We start from the raw sequence: 17,235 nt of genomic DNA on the forward strand, positions 1-17,235 counted from the left end.
CTCCACAGTGCCTGCCCACGAGGTCCTTTTGCCTGAGAGGTTCCGGGGAGGATTTGCCCCTTCGGCGCCGCCTGAGATGCTGCTGGGCGGTCTCTCCCACGTGGGTGCTACCGGCATGGTCAACGCTACCAGCGCCGCCTGGTCCACACCCCGACAGGCCGGTGCCGCCCCTGCCGGTCAGCCCACCGGCACACCGCCGGTCGCCCGGTCGGCCAGCACCGGCAGCAGCCGACCCAACGGCGCGTCGACCGTCAACGCCGCGTACCCGTCACCCCGGGTCGGCCCCTGGTTGACGATCACCACCGGAATGCCCGACTTCGCCGCCGCCACCACGAACCGGCGACCCGACATCACCGTCAACGACGACCCCAGCACCAGCAGCAGCCGCGCCCGCGCCACCAGCTCGAAACAGCGGGCCACCCGCTCCGCGGGCACCGTCTCACCGAAGAACACCACGTCCGGCTTCAACACGCCACCCCGACAGAACGTGCAGTCGACCGTACGGAACCCGGCCACCTGCTCGTCGGCGAGATCCACGTCACCGTCCGGGTTGACCGCCGCCACCCGCGCGTCGAAGCCCGGGTTCACCTCCCGCAGCCGCCGGTCCAGCTCCTCCCGCGACGTCTGGTTGCCGCAGTCCAGGCACACCACCTCGTCGAGGCGGCCGTGCAGCTCCACCACCTGAGGGCTGCCCGCAGCGGTGTGCAACCCGTCCACGTTCTGGGTGATGATCCCGTCGACCAGCCCGCCGCGTTGCAGCCGCGCCACCGCCCGGTGCCCCTCGTTCGGCATCGCCCGCGCGATCGTGCGCCACCCCAGGTGGCTGCGCGCCCAGTAGCGCCGCCGCGCCACGGGGTCACGCGTGAACACCTGGTACGTCATCGGGGTGTGCCGCCGCGCCGCGCCACTGGGCCCCCGGTAGTCGGGGATGCCCGACTCGGTGGACAGCCCCGCCCCGCTCAACACCACGACACCGCCGCCGGCCACCAGCCCGGCCAGCGCGTCGACCGTCTCCGTCACCCGTCCATGCTGCCTCAGGCAGGTGCCCCTCGGCGAACGCCGGTGACCGTCCCGCCGGTGCACGCCCCGCACCGCCACCCCCGCCGGCCACGCGCGTCACCCGGTCACGCGGGCGCCACCGCCGACCGGCCGCGCCGGGCCGAAGCGGCGGCTAGGTTGACAGTATGCGCGTCGTCATCGCCGGAGGCCACGGCAAGATCGCCCAGCTCGCCCACCGCGAACTCGCCGGTCGGGGCGACACCGCCGTCGGCCTGATCCGCAACCCCGACCACGCCGCCGCCCTGCGCGCCGCCGGCGCCCACCCCGTCGTCGCCGACCTCGAACACGTCGACGTCGACGAACTCGCCGAACACCTGCGCGGCGCCGACGCCGTCGTCTTCGCCGCCGGCGCCGGCCCCGGCAGCGGCGCCGGCCGCAAGGACAGCGTCGACCGGGCCGGCGCCGTCCTGCTCGCCGACGCCGCGCAACGCGCCGACGTCCGCCGCTACCTGCTGGTGTCGTCCATGGGCGTGGAGGGCGAGGCGCCCGCCGGCACCGACGAGGTGTTCGCCGCGTACCTGCGGGCGAAGAAGGCCGCCGAGGACGACCTGACCGGCCGCGACCTGGACTGGACGATCCTGCGCCCCGGCCGCCTCACCGACGACCCGCCCACCGGACGCATCACCCTCGCCCGGCGGGCACCGGCGGGCGCCGTCACCCGCACCGACGTCGCCCGGGTCCTCGTCGCCCTGCTCTACCACCCACACAGCGCCGGCACGATCCTGGAGGTCGTGGGCGGTGACACCCCCATCGCCGACGCCGTCACCGCCGTCGACCGACGCTGACGGCAGCCGTGCCCCAGCACCACCGCGTCCGACGGCAACCCGCCGCGACCCGCCAGTCGTGGCGACGGCACGGCGGGGACGGCGACGCGGTGCCCCCACCGACCGACGCCGACCCGCCGGACGGGACCGGCGCGGCTACTCGCCGAGCACGGCCCGCAGCTGCGCGCCCACCGCACCGGCAGCCGCCGCGTCGGCGCGCAACTGCTCCGACTGCTCCGACAGGTACGCCTGCCACCGGCTCAGGTGCTGCTGCGCCGACGCCACCGCCGCCACCAGCGCAGCGTGCCGCTGCTCCAACTGCCGCACCTGCTCACCCCGCGACGAACCGACAACGCCCTGGGTCTGCGCCTGCGCCTGCGCCTGCGCGATGATCTCGTCGGCCTGCCGTCGCGCGTCAGCGATGATCTCCGCGCCCTCCGCGCTGGCCTCACCGATCGTCCGGTTCGCCTCGTCCTGCGCCCGCATCGCCAACTCGATCACCATCGGATCCGGGCCCTGCGCGGCGGTGCTGGGCAACGCGCCGTGCCGCAGCATCTCCACCTGCTGCACCAGGCCCTCGTTCTCCCGCCGCAGCCGGTCCACCTCACCACCCAGCAACGACACCCGCTCGTCGAGCGAACGCGCCACGTCGGCCACCTCGTCGGCGGACAACCACCGGCTGCCCCGGAACCGACGCACCTCCAACGCACCCACCGCCCGGGCCAGCTCACCACGCCCACCGGCGAGGTCGCCATGCTCGACGCTCATCGCACCCCCGTCCCACCGAAGTCGTCCCGCACGGCGGCAGCCGCGCCCGCCAGCGGCGGATAGAGCGAATGGTCGAACCCCTCCACCAGGATCCGCTGCGGCGGCACCCCCGACGCCGTCAGAGCCGCCACCGTCGCCCCGGTCATCTCCGGGCTGCCACACACCAACACCTCGGTGTCCGGCCACGGACCCAACCGCACCGCCGTCTCGGCGGCCGTGCCCACCGCCCCCTGCCACTGCCAACCCGACTCCACCGTCGGCACGTACCGCAGCCACGCCGAGCCCCACGGCTGCGCCGACGCCGACGCCAACTCCCGCAGCGCCGCGTCGTCGTACAGGTCGTCCGGGGTCCGCGCACCCACCACCAGCGTCGTCGCCCGATCCGAGCCCTGCCGCAACGCCTCCACCACCGCCCGCAGCGGCGCCACCCCCGTACCCCCCGCCACCAACAGCAACGCCAACCCCGCAGACCGGTCGTACGACGACAACGCCGTCCCCACGGGCGAGCCCAGCAACACCCGGTCACCCTCACGCAGCCTGCGCACCAGATGCGTGGAGAAGCGACCCGTCGCCCGCACATGGAACTCGATCGTCCCGTCCGCGCGCGGCGCGTTCGCCGGCGACAGATACCGCCACGCCCGCAACTGCGGCACCTGCACCGGCAACGACTGCCCCGGCAGGTACTCGCACAGATAGTTCGGGCGGACCGTGAACACACACACGTCGGCCCGCCGCCGCTGCGCCGCCAGCACCTCCGCCTCCCAGTACGGCGGCGACGTCCGCTCCGCCTCCGCCGCACCGGCGAGCATCAACCGCGCCACCAACTCGTACGCCGCCGCCCACTCCGCCCGCAACTGCGGCGTCCACCGAGGACCGAGGAACCGCTCCAACGTGGCCAGCAACGCCTGCCCCACCCGGATGTAGTGCCCCTCCCCCAACGGCACCAGCCGGCCCTGCCGGTCCTCGCCCTCGAACCGTCGGTGATCGGCACCCAGCCGCCGCGCGAACGCCGTCACCTCCCGCTCGTCGTCGACGTGCGTGACGATGTGCCCCAACGCCGCCAGCAACTTGTCCTGCTGGTACTCCATGTTCGTCGGGAACATCGTCCGCGTCTCCGGCGCGATCAGGAACAACGTCGCATAGAAGTACCTCGCCGCCTCCGCCCCCGCCACACACAGCTGAGCCCAACTCTGGCGCAACGCCACCACGTCCATGCCTCAGCCCTCCCCTCGGCCCGCCACGTCGTGCCGCTGCCGCAACGTCGCCGGCCCGACACCCGCGGCACCGTACGAGCGACCGGTCTGCCACAGGTTCGGATTCGGCACCCGCGGGTCGTAGTAGCGGTGATGCACCGCGTGCAACGCCGCCCACCCCACACTGCCGTTGAGCCACGACCAGTCGCCGTACACCGGCCGCCCCGCCCGCTCCTCCTGCGCGCAGAACCGCATGAACAGCTCCGACTCCGAGTGCGGATCCGACACCCGCACCCCCGCCGAGCGGAACGAGTGCAACACCGCCTGGTTGAGGACCAGGGCCGCGTGCTCACGCCACAGCGTGTCCTCACGCGACGTGTCCAACCCCAACCCGCGCGCCACCGGCAGCAACTGGTCGTAGCGGTCCCCGTCGCCCATGTTCCGGGTGCCGATCTCGTCGCCCAGATAGTGCCCGTTGAACGGGGCGCAGCTGTAGTCGACCCCACCCACCCGCAGCCGCATCGTGCTGATCACCGGCAGCGCGTGCCACCGCAACCGCAACCGCGCGAACCACGGGTACGCCGGATGCGCCAGCGCCACCTCCCGCACCAACTCCCGGGGCGCCGGCACCAACGTCGGATCCTCGTACGCCGTCTCGAGCACCCACGGCAGCAGATCGAAGCGCCCCGGCACCGCCGGCGGCCGCCATCCCAGGCGCCGCACCGCGTCCGTCATCGCCACCTGCGCCGGATCGCCCAGCACCGACCCGTCGTCCAGCCGGTGCCCGCAGTAGCGGATCAACTGGTCGTTCCAGATCCGCGCCCGCGGACCCACCCCCGGCCGGTCCGGCGCGAACACCGTCATCACCGACCGGATCCGCCCACCGTTGTCCGCCACCGCCAGATGCCGCGCCAACTCCCGCGCCATCCCCGCCACGGTCGTCACCTCGCGCCGGTCACGGACCTTCAACCCCGCCCACCGGGCCCGCCCCACGCAACGCGCCGACTGCCGCCACGCCACCTTCGCCCCGTAGGCCAACTCGTCGCCGGTGTGCCGGTACGTGCCGGTCACCGCGATCTCCTCCCGCACCCCCGCCACCCGCGCCGCCACCCCCGGCAGCCGACGCTCCTCGTGGTACAGGTGCAGGAACTCCACCGCCTCCGCCGTCGGATCCCCCACCGACGGGGCGGACGCGTGCGCCACGGGGCAACCTCCACCCACGGCGCCCGCATCCAGGTCGGTCTGCACTTCGGTTCAATCCGATCGTCGGGCAGGCGTCACCGCCGCTGCCTGCGTCGTGTTCCGTGCACCGGCCCACGACCGCCCACACCCGACGGGGCGGCGACATCCGTGCGTGACAGGCGCAACGACGCAGACAGGATTGCCATGATCGGCAAGAGTGTCAATAAGGCGACAGGTCACGACGTGGCGTACACCACACACCGGACGTCAGCCGCCACCCACCCGGGACCGGCAGCCGCCCACAGAAGACCACCCGGGCCCGTCAACCAGCCCGACGACGCGCCCGACGTGCCGCCAACTCGTCACCCACCGGATCAGCCGCCACCGGCGCCTCCACCGACGTCGCCGGCTCCGACGGCAGGTGCGACAAGGAACCCTGGATCTCCTTGAACGCCCCACCGATCGCGATACCGAACACGCCCTGGCCACCCTGCAACAGGTCGACCACCTCCTCCGGCGACCGGCACTCGTACACGGTCGTGCCATCGGAGATCAACGTGATGCCCGCGAGATCCTCCACCCCACGGGAGCGCAGCGCCTCGATCGCCTTACGGATGTTCTGCAACGACACCCCGGCGTCCAGCAGCCGCTTCACCACCTTCAGGACCACCAGGTCCCGGAACGAATACAACCGCTGCGTGCCCGAACCCGAAGCGTCGCGCACACTCGGCACCACCAACCCCGTACGGGCCCAGTAATCCAACTGGCGGTAGCTGATCCCTACCGCGTGGCAGGCCGTCACACCCCGGTACCCCACGGCACCGTCACCCTCGGTCGCCCAACCCGGCGGCGCCACACCCGGCTCGTCCAGCTCCGTACCCGGATCGGGATCTCGCGGCTCGTGCATCCGGACAACCTCCCCGCCAGTGCGGTGACACGTCGCTTCCGGGACGTGCACCCCTCGACACGGCAACCCTATAGCCGCCTTGAGAAATTGCCCCGCAGGAACCGTTGCGACACGCCGCGATACACGACAACGACGATCACCCACAGCACCGGACCGTCACCGAAAGTAACGCCCCTGCGGAAGACCGGAATCAGCCGGCGAAATCCTCCGGACGCACCTGGTCCAGGAACTCGCGGAACTTCTCCACCTCGTCCTCCTGCTCGTCCGGGATCACGATCCCCGCCTCGCTGAGGACCTCCTCGGCACAACGAATCGGCGCACCGACCCGCAACGCCAACGCGATGGAATCACTCGGCCGGGCCGACACCCGCACCCCGTCACCGAGCAACAGATCCGCGTAGAAGACGTTCTCCTTCAGCTCGGTGATCTCCACCGCCCGCAACGGCGCCTTCAACGCCGCCAACACGTCCCGCAGAAGATCATGGGTCAGCGGCCGGGCCGGCTTGACCCCCTGCTGCTCATAGGCGATCGCCGTCGCCTCGACCGCACCGATCCAGATCGGCAGGTAGCGGTCCCCCTCGACCTCCCTGAGCAGGACGATCGGCTGGTTGCTGGGCAGCTCCACCCGAACTCCGACCACGCTCAGCTCGCGCACCGCCGCCTCCGTGTCGTTGTCACCTACGCCGCACCGCGCCCTTTCCCTGCACGGTACACGGACCGCGACACGGCCGTCCCATGCGCTACCTGCACCACGCCCGCGCCAGAAAGGGGTTACCCCGGCAAGCCTACGACACGCTTCCCGGGGAAGATCTTTCCGCACGCCCCACCCGATCACCGACCCAACGTCGAGCGCAACCCCACCCGCACCAACGCCGCATGCAACTGCTGCGACAACGCCACCAACTCCCGCGCCGTCTCCGCAGCCCGCGCCCGCGCCGCCGGATCACTCTGCCGCGCCAACGGCGCCACCAACTGCGCGAACAGACCGACCTCCCGATCCGCCGCCGTCCGGAACGCCCGCAGATGCCGCGGCTCCAACCCGTACGCCGCCAGACCCGCCACCGCACGCGCGATGATCAACGCATCGTCGTCGTACCAACCCGGCGGATCCGACACCACCACACCGAGGCGCTCCAACTCGCCCAGCGTCGACTCGTCGATCCCACTGCGCGCCACCAGATCCAACCGGCCGAGCCGCACCTGCGACGACCCGGCCGGCTCCTCCGACACCCGCCCCGGAACCTCACCGTCCGGACCCACCGCCACCAACGTCGGCCGCTGCCGACCCGGCGACTCCCCGGACGCGTCCCACTGCGCCAACTGATCACGGATCACCCGCAAGGGCAGATACTGGTCCCGCTGCGCGGTCAACACGAACCGCAACCGCGCCACATCGTCCCAGCTGTACTTCCGGTAACCCGCAGCCGTCCGCTGCGGCTCCACCAGACCCTCGGCCTCGAGGAACCGCAACTTCGAAATGGTCACGTCCGGGAAATCAACCCGCAGCTGACCCAGCACCTCGCCGATGCTCATCAGCGGACGGGCGCGGGCCGCCTCGGGCGGCGTGGAGGCCGCAGGCTCGTTCACCCCCGGCCGGCCCCCTCCTCGGGACGCGGACCGGCGATGAACACCACCCGGAACTTGCCGATCTGCACCTCGTCACCATTGCTCAACGTGGCCGCCTCGACCCGCTCCCGGTTCACGTACGTGCCGTTCAGACTTCCCACGTCCCGCACCGTGAACGTCCCACCGTCACGGTGGAACTCCGCATGCCGCCGCGACACCGTCACGTCGTCCAAGAAGATGTCACTGTCCGGGTGACGACCGCTGGTCGTCACATCGTGATCCAACAGGAACCGGGCACCCGCGTTCGGACCCCGGCGAACCACCAGCAGCGCCATACCCGGCGGCAACGAACCGGACATCCGGCTCGGCACCACGTCGGTGTCCGGCCCCTCCAGCACTTCGTCGAGCGAACCGAGATTGAGCGTCGAAGTGACGTCGAGTGGGGGGAACTCGTCGTCTGGGCGCGTCATGGGACCACCTCACGGATCTGTTCGGTCGGCGTCGGGTAATGGCGGGTCTGGCCGCCGGGCACTACCACACCCGGCGGCTGGCTCCCCGTGCCCGGAAAGGCAATTCCGCAACGCTGAACTATTGGATTCTCGGTCGACTGGGCGAGCCTAGCCAGCGCCGAAATGCAGGGCAACCGGACGCGCGGAACACCCACCACGCCCGGAAGGGACGCACTCAGCTCTCGGTGAGCTCACGATACGCGTCCGCGGACAACAGGCCGTCGACCGCCGCCGGATCGTCCAAGGCGATCTCCACCAACCAACCCGCACCGTACGGATCCGTGTTGATCACCTCAGGGGTGTCGCCGAGCGCCTCGTTGCGCGCCGACACCGTACCGCTGAGCGGGGCGTAGATCTCCGACACGCTCTTGGTCGACTCGATCTCACCCAACGACTCACCGGCCGCCACCACCGCGCCCGCCTCGGGCAGCTGGACGTACACGATGTCACCCAGGGCGTCCTGCGCGAAGTGCGTGATGCCGACCCGGACAGTGCCACCGCCGTCACCCGCCACCCACTCGTGCTCGGCGGTATACCGCAGATCCTCAGGAATCACCAGACGCGTCCTTCATCCATCGGCGCACCGGAAACCCGGTGCGAGCCGCGCCGGTCAGGCGACCGGACGGGCGTGTTCCAGCTTGATCGGCGCGTGCAGCGCCGAAACCTCGGCAACCTCACGATCCTCAACGATCAACTTACCGCCGTCACCCGTCACCGACGCCACCACCCCGCCAGGAATGTTCAAGGCCGTACGCATCGTCGCCGGATCACCGATCACCGTGATCGTGAACGGACCCGTCAACCGACGCCCGTCCACCACCAACGCCCCGCCCTCCCCGTCCAGGAAGAACGTCGAGGCGATGATCCGTACCGTCGCCCGGTCACCACCGGAGATCTGCATCGCCTCCGCGCCCGCGCCCCGCAACTCCTGCACCGCGTCCAGCACTCGCGACGCCGAGATCGACTTCTCACCCGCCTCGAACCGCACCGACAACCCCGGCCCCGTCGCTGGCAACGTCCCCGCCAGGATGCCCAACTCGTCGGCCCGCCGCGTCGCCTCCTCCAACGCCGCCTGCCGACCCTGCTGACCCGACCGCAACTGCCGCTGGCTCTCCTCCAACGTCGCGATGTCCTGCCGCAGCCGAACCTCCCGCGAATTCAGGTCGTACAGGATCCGCACCAGATCCTCCTGCCGCGTCGCCGCCACCGTCGGATCCGTCGACGTCGTCTTGAACTGCACCACCAGCGTGAACCCCAGCAACGCCAACAGCGCCGCGATCATCACCCCGGCCGAACTCACCCGCCGCCGCGGCGCCGGCCCGGCAGCCGCCGGCGGCGCGACGTCACCCGCACCGGCCGCCCGGCTCAGATCCACCGTCGCCCCGTCCTCAGGCTCCCGCACGGAAGGCTCCACCGACGGCGCCGACCGCTCCGGCACCAACGGGCTCAACTCGTCCGGATCCGGCGCCTCCGGCCGCGGATCGGGCTCCCCCGCCGGACCCCCCGACCGCCCCGGACCCGCCGGCTGCGGCCAGCCCGTGCCCGTCTCCGTGTGCTCGTCGCTGCTCATCGCCACCAACCTACGCCCGGAACAGGTGCCGACGGATCGCCGCCACGTTCCCGAAGATCCGCACCCCGAGCACCACCACCACACCGGTGGAGAGCTGACCGCCCACCCCCAACTGGTCACCCAGGTACACGATCAGACCCGCCACCAGCACGTTCGAGATGAACGACACCACGAACTGCTTGTCGTCGAAGATCCGGTCGAGCTTCGCCCGCACCCCGCCGAACACCGCGTCCAGCGCGGCCACCACCGCGATCGGCAGGTACGGCTGCAACGCCGTGGGAACCGTGGGGTCGAGCCACACCCCCAGCACCACACCGGCCAGCAAGGCCAGCACCGCGATCATCGACCACCTCCGGAGGGGCTGGGAGACGTCCTCGAACCGGTCGGCCCAGGACTGACGGAACCGTCGACCCCCGACGGCGACGGCGTCGGACTCACCGAGGGCTGCGCGTAGCGTAGCCGCGGGTCCGGAGCCGCCGGCAGGGTGAGGTCCTCGGCCTCCCGCACACCGAACGACAACCCCGTGTCCTCAGCCACCTTGCGCATCGTCAACGCGCTGCGGCTGTCCTCGTAGCGGTCCCGCATCGACCCCGGACCGATCGCCGACACCTCGTACGGGCCCGTCACCGGCCGGAAGTCCACCAGGATCGCCTGCCCCGCCGAACGGATCGTCGACATCGCCGTCAACCGCTGACCGTTGATCGCGATCGCCTCCGCCCCCGCCGCCCACAGGTCGTTGGCCACACCCTGAAGATCGCTGTAGATCACCCGGGACGGCCCCACGTCCGCGCCGGTCACCGCGTCCTGGTTCTGCGGGGCGTCCGCCAGGCGCACCACCACGCCGTCACCGCGCACCCGCCCCAGGCCGGTACCCGCCTCCAGGTTGTGCAGCCGCGCCGCCTCCGAGCCGCCCAGCGCCGCCGCCCGCTGCCGCGCCACCTCCGCCCGCAGCTCGTCGGCCCGCACCGACAGCCGGTCCGTCTCGGTCTCCCGCTGCTTGATCTGCTCGACCAGGCCGGACCGGGCCTGGCTGCGCCCCGGCTCGGCCTCCAGCGTCTGCCGGTACGCCACCGCGAACAGGAAACCCAGCAGCAACGCCACCACCAGGGTCACGGAGCGCGCCGACCAACGCCGCCACCGCGCCGGCGGCGTCTGCCGCTCCCGGCGCCGGGCCGCCGCGTCGGCGTACCCGGGATCCAACGGGTTGCGGAACAACTCCGTCAGGAAGTCGGGGGCGTACACCCGGTCGGAACGGCCCCGACCGTCGTCCGGCGTACCCGTCATGCCGTCACTCTCCCGGCCCGCACCGACCGGACCAGCCGGGCGGCCTGCACCACGTAGAGCGCGCCGGCAACCCAGTAGAGCACCAGGCCCCACCAGGCCAGGCCCCAGCCGATCGCCCCCGCGGCGCTCGCCGCCCCCGGCACCGCCGCGGCGAGCAGCAGGACCGGGAAGGCCGCCAGCAGCAGGAACGTCGCGGTCTTGCCCACGTAGTGCACCGGTGGCGGACCGTAGCCGTGGCGGCGCAGCACCGCCAGCGAACCCAGCAGGAGCAGCTCCCGGGCCAGCAGCGCCGCGGTGAACTGCCAGGGCACCACGTCGCGGGCGGTGAACGCGAGCAGCGTGGCGAGGATGTAGAGCCGGTCGGCCAGCGGATCGAGCAGCTCCCCCAACCGACTGACCTGGCGCATCCGGCGCGCGACCCAGCCATCCACCCAGTCGGTGGTGCCACCGATGGCCAGCACCACGACCGCCGCCACGTCGGCCCGCGCCACGAGCAGCAGGTAGAGGAAGAGCGGCACGCCGAGCAGGCGGACGAAGCTGATGACGTTCGGCAGCGTGAGGACCCGGTCGCCGACGGCGGCCCCGCTCGTGGCGGCGGTGCCCTCCGGGTGATCTTCCCGAGCCGGCGGACGCGACACCGGACCTCCTCCGCGACACGCTCCGCCGCCCGGCCGAGCGCGGAGAACGTGGGCGCTGTCGGGCCGGCTCACGCCGGCGTCCCCTGTGGCCCCCGACGGGACCTTCACCTGACTCGGCCCGCGATCGTCATGATCACGGGCCGGCTGATTGCGCTGCCACTATATCGGGCCGCCGCCGCTGCCCTCCGGCTCAGCCCGCTCGTCCGCCGGTGTCCGGCTGTCTCTGTGCGGTGGGTCACCACCCGCAAAGCGTCCTAGGACACTAGTGGAGCGATGGGAACGTACGGGCTGCCGGAAAGCCGCCGTCGGGCCGGGCGTCAGGCGGTGCGGGCGGAGGTGTCGGCCGGCACCTCGGTCGGCACGGCGGTGGCCGCGCGCTCGAAGGCCAGCAGCGCCAGCAGCAGCTCGTGCTGCGCCCGACCCGGCATCCGGTCCAGTACGGCCTGCACGGCGCGGTGGCGGCGCTCCTGGAGCTCGCTCAGCAACTGCTCGGCGTCGGCGGTGGGGACCAGCCGCACCTCCCGCCGGTCGCGGGGGTCGGGGACCCGGCGCAGCAGGCCCGTCGCCTCCAGCCGGTCGCAGAGCCGGCTCGCCGAGGAGGGTACGACGTCCAGCAGCTCGGCCAGGCCGTTGACGTTGGTCTCCGGTCGGCCGGAGATCAGCGACAGCACGCGCAACTGCGTCGGGGAGACGGCCATCTGGTGCCGGGACACCGCCGAGTCGAGCACACCGACGAGCGCCTCCGCGGCGGCGTCGATCGCCGCGGCGAGATTCAGAGGTCGTTCCACCAGGTGTCCCTGCGATCGTCCCGCTCGTGTGCTGCCGGCGCGACGACGGCTCTCACCCGTCGCCCCGCCCGGCGGAGCCACGCCAGTCCAGGCAGACGACGACAGCATCGTCACGCAAATCGACATCCGCGTGCCAGGCGTGCAGTTCGCGCATCACCGTACCAACCGCCTCCGCCGGCGGTTGCAGCCGCGTGGACCGCATCGCCCGCGCCATCGCCCGCTCGCCGTAGGCCCCGCGGTCGCCAGGGTCGGCGGCCCACACGCCGTCGCTGACCACGAAGAGCCGGTCCCCCGGCTCCAGATCGAACTCCTGGACGTCGTAGCGGGCCTCGGCGAACATGCCCAGCGGCAGCTGCTGTTCCAGGTGGATGGGTGTCACGGTCCCGCCGCGCAGCCGCAACAGGTGCGGGGAGCCGGCATCCACCGCCCGCACCCGACCGGTGACGGTGTCCAGTTCGAGCAGGAGCGTGGCCACGTAGCGGCGACCACGATGCTGGTAGAAGACCGTGTCGGAGGCCAGCTCGGCCTGCTCGACGAGACTCCCGCCGGAACGCCGCGCGTTGCGCAGAGCGTTCACGGTGACGGCGGTCAGCAGCGCCGCCGCCAGCCCGATGCCGGCGCCGTTGAGCACCGTCACGGTGAGCCGGTCGTCGTCCACGGACCAGTCGAAGTGGTCCCCGCCGACGGTGTACGCCGGCTCCAGCTGGCCGGCGAGATCGAACGCCGCGTGACTCACGCCGCGCCCCGGCAGCAGCTCCCACTGCATCTCCGCGGCCATGCTGAGCCGCTCCCGCCGGCGGACCCGGCGGTACCGGTCGGTCTCCCGGTCCGCCGCGCGCAGCACGACGGCCAGCTCACCGGCGACGTCCGCGACCCGCTCGACGACGTCCGGACCGGGCGGGTCGGGCAGCTCGACCAGCAGCACCCCGAGCCGCTCCCCCCACACCGACAGCGGCAGGTAGAGCCACCACCGGCCCTCGTCCGTGGCGTCGGTCACCGGCTGCTGGCTGCTGAAGCAGCGCTGTGCCATGGTGTGGCAGGCGAGGAACTCCCCGCCGTCGGCGAGGTCCGTGTCCAGCACCGGCCACAGCCCGGTGATCCGGTAGTCGGCGATGAACACGTCCGTTCGCGTGGCGCCCAGAGCGGACCGGATGGCCCGGTCCGCCGCCTCCACCACCTGGTCGGGCGGGGCCGCACGAAGCGCACGCGAGACCTGGCCCGGTGCCTCCAACATGATCATCCTCCGAAAAGCTTGCCGTAGGGCAAGCATCATACGGAGACCCGCGCCCCGGCCTCCCGGCGGGCGGGCCCGCCGGGACGCGTCGACGGCCACGACACTGGGCGCCGGCACCACCCGGGGCGGTGCCGGCGCGTGCGTGCTGCGGCGGGCGGCCGGTACCGCCTCCGCCGTCCTGGAACCCGACCCGCCGGGCGAGGCGGTCAGCCCCGGCGAGCAGACGGTAAGCGCCCTGAGACCCGGCCCGCCGGGCGAGGCTGTCAGCCCGGCGAGCGGACGGCGAGCCCCCCGTGGAAGGCGTCCGGCACCTGCGCCGGCGGACCGTCCGGGCGCCACCGGCTGATCGGCACGATGCCGTCGTCCGTGGGCGTCCAGCGGCCCAGCAGCCGCGCGAACGCGACCGGCGCGCGCATCCGGAACGTCGGGCCCATCATCGCCAGGGCCTCCGGGTGACCGGCCAGCTCCTCGGTGTCGAAGTCGACGGCGAGCAGGCTGCCGGGCGCGGTTGCCTGGTAGAGCTCGTCGAGGGTGCGCGCCAGCGTCTCGTCGTCCAGGAACGCGGCCAGGCCGAGGAAGACCACCCCGACCGGCCTCCTCCCCCACCCCGGCACGAACCGGTGCAGCTGGGCGCGGTCGACCGTGCCGATGTCGGTGGCGTCGCCGTAGCCGTAGCCGGCCCGGTCGCTGCCGGCCAGCAGGCGCTGACCGAGGCGGATGGTCACCGGGTCGACGTCGGTGTAGAGCACGGTGGCCTCCGGGGCGACCTCGTGCACGTTGCCCATGCTGGGCACCCCGGCGCCGAAGACGAGGAAACCGTCCACCCCCCGCGCGGCCATCGCCCGCACCGCCCGACCGAGGAAGGCGCGCAGCTCGCGGAACACCGGCGCGCACGGCCCGTACGCGTGCTCGAAGGCACGGGCGGCCGCCACGTCGACCGGAAAGTGGTGCTCCCCGCCGAGCCAGAAATCGATCATGCGCGCGGTGCTCGGCTGGTCGGGCTCAACCATCGACGACGCTCCCTCCCCGGTGGGCGTGGACAGCGTACCGACCACTCGGCCTGCGCGGTATCGGCCCGCCGACAGGCAGCCGGCCGCGATACTGGCCGGGAACCGGCGGGAGGTGGGCGGTGAACTCGGCGAACGGCGCGGCGGTGGTCGTCGGCGTGGACGGCTCGGAATCGGCGCTGCGTGCCGTACGGCTGGCCGCCGTCGAGGCGGCCCGCCGGCACCGGCCGCTGCGGATCGTGCACGGCTTCATCTGGCCCCTGCTGCGCGTCCCGGTCGACGCCCCCGCCGGCGGACCGCCCGGCGCCGGCCTGCGGGAACAGGCGGAACAGGTCGTCACCGCCGCCACGGACGAGGCCGAGGCCACGGTGCCCGGGTTGCGGATCTCCGGCGAGATCATCGACGGCGAGGCCGCCGCGGTGCTGCTCGGCGAGTCCCCGGCCGCCGCGATGATCGTGCTCGGCGACCGGGGACTCGGCGGCTTCTCCGCCCTGGTGGTCGGGTCGGTCGCGGTGCAGGTCGCCGCGTACGCCGACTGCCCGGTGCTGGTCGCCCGGGGCACCGACCACCCCGACGGGCCCGTGGTCGTGGGGGTCGACGGCTCCGAGACCGCCCGGCTCGCCGCGGAGTTCGCGATCGAGGAGGCGTCCGTGCGCGGCGCGCCGCTGGTCGCGCTGCACGCCTACCGGCATCCCGCCTCCACCGGCGCCGGGGACATGCTGCCCCTGGTGTACGACGACACCGAGCTGCGTTCCGAGGAGGAGCGGGTGGTCGCCGAGACGCTGGCCGGGCTGACGCAACGGTGGCCGGACGTGCCGGTCAGCCGGGAGACCTCCCGGGGCCGCCCCACCACCGTGCTGGCCGAGGCGTCCCGGCGGGCACAGCTGCTGGTGGTCGGCCGGCAGGGCCGCGGCGAGCTGACCGGGCTGCTGCTGGGCTCGGTGAGCCAGTCGATGCTGCACCACGCCGACTGTCCCGTCGCGGTGGTCCGCGCGCCCCGCTGAGCCCGCCCCACCCCGCCGAACCGGTCGTGGGTTGGTCGCGGCGCAGGCGGGTAGACGACCGCGGTACGCCAACGGCGACGACGACCGGAGGAGGCAGCGATGCCAGGACCACGGCCGGGCAGCAACGCGTACGACAAGCAGCGGGCACGCATCCGCAACGCGATAGACGATTCGGGACGACGGGTGCCGGACGACAAGGCCAACGACGTGGCCAACCGCATCCTGCAGTCCGACCGCGGGCAGCGGGGCGTCGTGCGCGGCGAGCGGGTCTACGGCCCCAAGGGCGAGCGCGAACCGGGCGACCCGAAGTGAGGGCGGCCGGCCTGGCCGACGGGGCGATCGCCGGCGCGGTCGGCAGCACCGCCCTGAACGTGGTCAGCTACCTGGACATGGTCGTACGGGCGCGTCCGGCGAGCAGCACCCCGGAGCGCAGCGCCGGACGGCTGGCCCAGGTGGCGCACGTGGACCTGGGGCCCGGGGACCGTGCGGCCAACCGCCGCTCGGGCCTCGGCCCGCTGCTCGGCTACGGCATCGGCGTCGCGGCGGGCATCGGCTACGCCCTGCTCTCCCGGGGCCGCCGGATGCCGCTGCCGCTGGCCGCCGGGGTGCTCGGTGGCGGCGTGATGACGATGTCCGACGGGTCGATGACGGTGCTCGGCGTGACCGATCCGCGTACGTGGCGACGCGGGGACTGGCTGGCCGACCTCGTGCCGCACCTCGCGTACGGCGTGGCGGCCGCAGCCACCTGGAACCGGCTGCGGCCGCCCGCCTCGCACCGGGGCCGCTAGCCCGGGGCGCTCTCGTCGTCGGCGACCGGCTCGGCGGCCGGCCCGTACGGCGACACCTGCCCGCGGGGCACCGGCCGACCCTCGTCGCCGTGCGACGAGCCGCGGTTGCGCGGGTGCCCCGCGGGGTTGGGGCCCTTGCTGTCCTGGCTGGTGGCGCCCTTGTTGTTGCGGCGGAACTCCTCCTGTTGCGGATTCACCACGGGTCTCTCCTTCCGGGTTCGACCGGGTCCGGCGTCGGTTACCCGTCCACCTCTGCGGCATGCCCGCCGGGGCCGGCGCTCGCAGGGGTGGCCGGGCGCAGGGCGGGTACATCCCAGGGATGGGCGACGACCGGAAGGTGGCGCGGGTCCTGCTGGACCGGCGGGGCCGCACGTACGCGGAGGAGGCGGGCATCACGCTCGCCGACCGGCCCGCCCCGCTCTACCAGTTGCTGGTGCTCGCCACGCTGCTGAGCACCCGGATCCGGGCGGGCGTGGCCGTGGCGGCCGCGCGGGAGCTGTTCGCCGCCCGCCTGCGGACCCCGCAGGCGATGGAGGCGGCGAGCTGGCAGGACCGGGTCGACGCGCTGGGCCGGGGCCACTACCGCCGCTACGACGAGCGGACCTCGACCATGCTCGGCACCGGCGCGCGGCTGTGCCGGGAGCGCTGGCGCGGCGACCTGCGCCGGTTGCACCGCGAGGCCGGCGGGGAGCCGGCCGGACTGCGCCGGCTGCTGACCGAGTTCCCCGGCATCGGCCCCACCGGTGCGGACATCTTCCTGCGCGAGGCTCAGGTGGTCTGGCCGGACCTGCGCCCGTTCGCCGACCGGCGGGCCCTGGCCGGCGCGAAACGCCTCGGCCTGCCCGGCTCGGCGGAGCGGCTGGCCGCGCTGGTCGCCCCCGCCGACTTCGGTCGGCTCGCCTCGGCGCTGGTCCGGGTGGCCCTCGGCGAGGAGTCCGCCGGTGAGGTGACCCGCGCCGCCGCCGCGTGACCGC

Annotated in this window: 22 protein-coding genes and 1 riboswitch; of the genes, 5 read left to right on the plus strand and 17 right to left on the minus strand. The window is 73.1% G+C overall.

What is annotated here, in order from left to right; translation table 11 throughout:
- Positions 1 to 10 precede the first annotated feature (10 nt).
- Positions 11 to 109: riboswitch (glycine riboswitch) on the minus strand.
- Positions 110 to 177: 68 nt separating this feature from the next.
- Positions 178 to 1,020 (minus strand): NAD-dependent protein deacetylase, encoded by an 843-nt coding sequence (locus CLT72_RS06160; RefSeq protein WP_101409909.1) that lies wholly within the window; start codon positions 1,018 to 1,020, stop codon positions 178 to 180.
- Between the two features lie 164 nt (positions 1,021 to 1,184).
- Between CLT72_RS06160 and CLT72_RS06165 the strand changes: the two genes are divergently transcribed.
- Positions 1,185 to 1,844: an SDR family oxidoreductase gene (locus CLT72_RS06165; RefSeq protein ID WP_101409910.1), complete on the plus strand. Its 660-nt coding sequence runs from the start codon at positions 1,185 to 1,187 to the stop codon at positions 1,842 to 1,844.
- 135 nt (positions 1,845 to 1,979) lie between these two features.
- Here the strand turns inward: CLT72_RS06165 and CLT72_RS06170 are convergent, their stop codons facing one another.
- The 15 genes from CLT72_RS06170 to CLT72_RS06240 all read right to left on the minus strand — a co-directional run bounded on the left by CLT72_RS06170 (position 1,980) and on the right by CLT72_RS06240 (position 14,472).
- Positions 1,980 to 2,591 carry a hypothetical protein gene (locus tag CLT72_RS06170; protein WP_101409911.1) on the minus strand — a complete coding sequence of 204 codons (612 nt, stop codon included), beginning with the start codon at positions 2,589 to 2,591 and terminating at the stop codon, positions 1,980 to 1,982.
- Complete coding sequence (locus CLT72_RS06175; RefSeq protein WP_101409912.1) at positions 2,588 to 3,805, minus strand: globin domain-containing protein; 1,218 nt, start codon at positions 3,803 to 3,805, stop codon at positions 2,588 to 2,590. The genes CLT72_RS06170 and CLT72_RS06175 overlap by 4 nt, the downstream gene beginning before the upstream one ends.
- 3 nt (positions 3,806 to 3,808) lie before the next feature.
- The gene (locus CLT72_RS06180; RefSeq protein ID WP_486484365.1) at positions 3,809 to 5,005 is read right to left on the minus strand and encodes a nitric oxide synthase oxygenase; all 1,197 of its coding nucleotides are present in this window, start codon (positions 5,003 to 5,005) and stop codon (positions 3,809 to 3,811) included.
- Between the two features lie 283 nt (positions 5,006 to 5,288).
- Complete coding sequence (locus CLT72_RS06185; RefSeq protein ID WP_101409914.1) at positions 5,289 to 5,873, minus strand: MerR family transcriptional regulator; 585 nt, start codon at positions 5,871 to 5,873, stop codon at positions 5,289 to 5,291.
- A 190-nt stretch (positions 5,874 to 6,063) separates the two neighbouring features.
- Complete coding sequence (locus CLT72_RS06190) at positions 6,064 to 6,528, minus strand: bifunctional nuclease family protein (protein WP_101409915.1); 465 nt, start codon at positions 6,526 to 6,528, stop codon at positions 6,064 to 6,066.
- A gap of 176 nt (positions 6,529 to 6,704) precedes the next feature.
- Positions 6,705 to 7,406, minus strand: a complete 702-nt coding sequence (gene ftsR / locus CLT72_RS06195; protein ID WP_172896671.1) for a transcriptional regulator FtsR — start codon at positions 7,404 to 7,406, stop codon at positions 6,705 to 6,707.
- Between the two features lie 50 nt (positions 7,407 to 7,456).
- Positions 7,457 to 7,909, minus strand: coding sequence for an oxoglutarate dehydrogenase inhibitor Odhl (odhI, locus tag CLT72_RS06200; RefSeq protein ID WP_089000305.1), 453 nt, complete (start codon positions 7,907 to 7,909; stop codon positions 7,457 to 7,459).
- Between the two features lie 214 nt (positions 7,910 to 8,123).
- Positions 8,124 to 8,504, minus strand: coding sequence for a glycine cleavage system protein GcvH (gcvH, locus tag CLT72_RS06205; RefSeq protein ID WP_089000304.1), 381 nt, complete (start codon positions 8,502 to 8,504; stop codon positions 8,124 to 8,126).
- 54 nt (positions 8,505 to 8,558) lie between these two features.
- A complete protein-coding gene (locus CLT72_RS06210) occupies positions 8,559 to 9,518 on the minus strand; it encodes a DUF881 domain-containing protein (RefSeq protein ID WP_101414972.1) in 960 nt (319 codons plus the stop codon).
- A gap of 10 nt (positions 9,519 to 9,528) precedes the next feature.
- Positions 9,529 to 9,861 (minus strand): small basic family protein, encoded by a 333-nt coding sequence (locus tag CLT72_RS06215; protein ID WP_089000302.1) that lies wholly within the window; start codon positions 9,859 to 9,861, stop codon positions 9,529 to 9,531.
- Positions 9,858 to 10,802 carry a DUF881 domain-containing protein gene (locus CLT72_RS06220; protein ID WP_101409916.1) on the minus strand — a complete coding sequence of 315 codons (945 nt, stop codon included), beginning with the start codon at positions 10,800 to 10,802 and terminating at the stop codon, positions 9,858 to 9,860. Before CLT72_RS06220 ends, CLT72_RS06215 begins: the two co-directional genes overlap by 4 nt.
- Positions 10,799 to 11,440, minus strand: a complete 642-nt coding sequence (gene clsA / locus CLT72_RS06225; RefSeq protein ID WP_101409917.1) for a cardiolipin synthase ClsA — start codon at positions 11,438 to 11,440, stop codon at positions 10,799 to 10,801. Before clsA ends, CLT72_RS06220 begins: the two co-directional genes overlap by 4 nt.
- Positions 11,441 to 11,757: 317 nt before the next feature.
- Positions 11,758 to 12,228 carry a MarR family transcriptional regulator gene (locus CLT72_RS06230; RefSeq protein ID WP_101409918.1) on the minus strand — a complete coding sequence of 157 codons (471 nt, stop codon included), beginning with the start codon at positions 12,226 to 12,228 and terminating at the stop codon, positions 11,758 to 11,760.
- A gap of 52 nt (positions 12,229 to 12,280) precedes the next feature.
- Positions 12,281 to 13,462, minus strand: coding sequence for a PP2C family protein-serine/threonine phosphatase (locus tag CLT72_RS06235; RefSeq protein ID WP_101409919.1), 1,182 nt, complete (start codon positions 13,460 to 13,462; stop codon positions 12,281 to 12,283).
- Between the two features lie 263 nt (positions 13,463 to 13,725).
- Complete coding sequence (locus CLT72_RS06240) at positions 13,726 to 14,472, minus strand: SAM-dependent methyltransferase (RefSeq protein ID WP_101409920.1); 747 nt, start codon at positions 14,470 to 14,472, stop codon at positions 13,726 to 13,728.
- A 119-nt stretch (positions 14,473 to 14,591) separates the two neighbouring features.
- On the opposite strand from CLT72_RS06240, the gene CLT72_RS06245 reads away from it, so the two are divergent.
- The 3 genes from CLT72_RS06245 (at position 14,592) to CLT72_RS06255 (ending at position 16,261) form a co-directional block, all read left to right on the plus strand.
- Entirely contained in the window at positions 14,592 to 15,473 is an 882-nt protein-coding gene (locus CLT72_RS06245; protein WP_101409921.1) for a universal stress protein, read from the plus strand.
- A 99-nt stretch (positions 15,474 to 15,572) separates the two neighbouring features.
- Positions 15,573 to 15,785 carry a phosphatidylethanolamine-binding protein gene (locus CLT72_RS06250; RefSeq protein WP_101409922.1) on the plus strand — a complete coding sequence of 71 codons (213 nt, stop codon included), beginning with the start codon at positions 15,573 to 15,575 and terminating at the stop codon, positions 15,783 to 15,785.
- Positions 15,782 to 16,261 (plus strand): hypothetical protein, encoded by a 480-nt coding sequence (locus CLT72_RS06255; protein ID WP_101409923.1) that lies wholly within the window; start codon positions 15,782 to 15,784, stop codon positions 16,259 to 16,261. The genes CLT72_RS06250 and CLT72_RS06255 overlap by 4 nt, the downstream gene beginning before the upstream one ends.
- On the opposite strand, the gene CLT72_RS06260 is transcribed toward CLT72_RS06255, so the two are convergent.
- Positions 16,258 to 16,461, minus strand: coding sequence for a hypothetical protein (locus CLT72_RS06260; RefSeq protein ID WP_089000295.1), 204 nt, complete (start codon positions 16,459 to 16,461; stop codon positions 16,258 to 16,260). The two genes, CLT72_RS06255 and CLT72_RS06260, sit on opposite strands and share 4 nt — an antisense overlap.
- Before the next feature lie 119 nt (positions 16,462 to 16,580).
- Here CLT72_RS06260 and CLT72_RS06265 point away from each other — a divergent pair, with 119 nt between their 5' ends.
- A complete protein-coding gene (locus CLT72_RS06265; RefSeq protein ID WP_101409924.1) occupies positions 16,581 to 17,231 on the plus strand; it encodes a hypothetical protein in 651 nt (216 codons plus the stop codon).
- Positions 17,232 to 17,235: the final 4 nt, after the last annotated feature.

The organism is Micromonospora sp. CNZ309 (genome assembly GCF_002846525.1).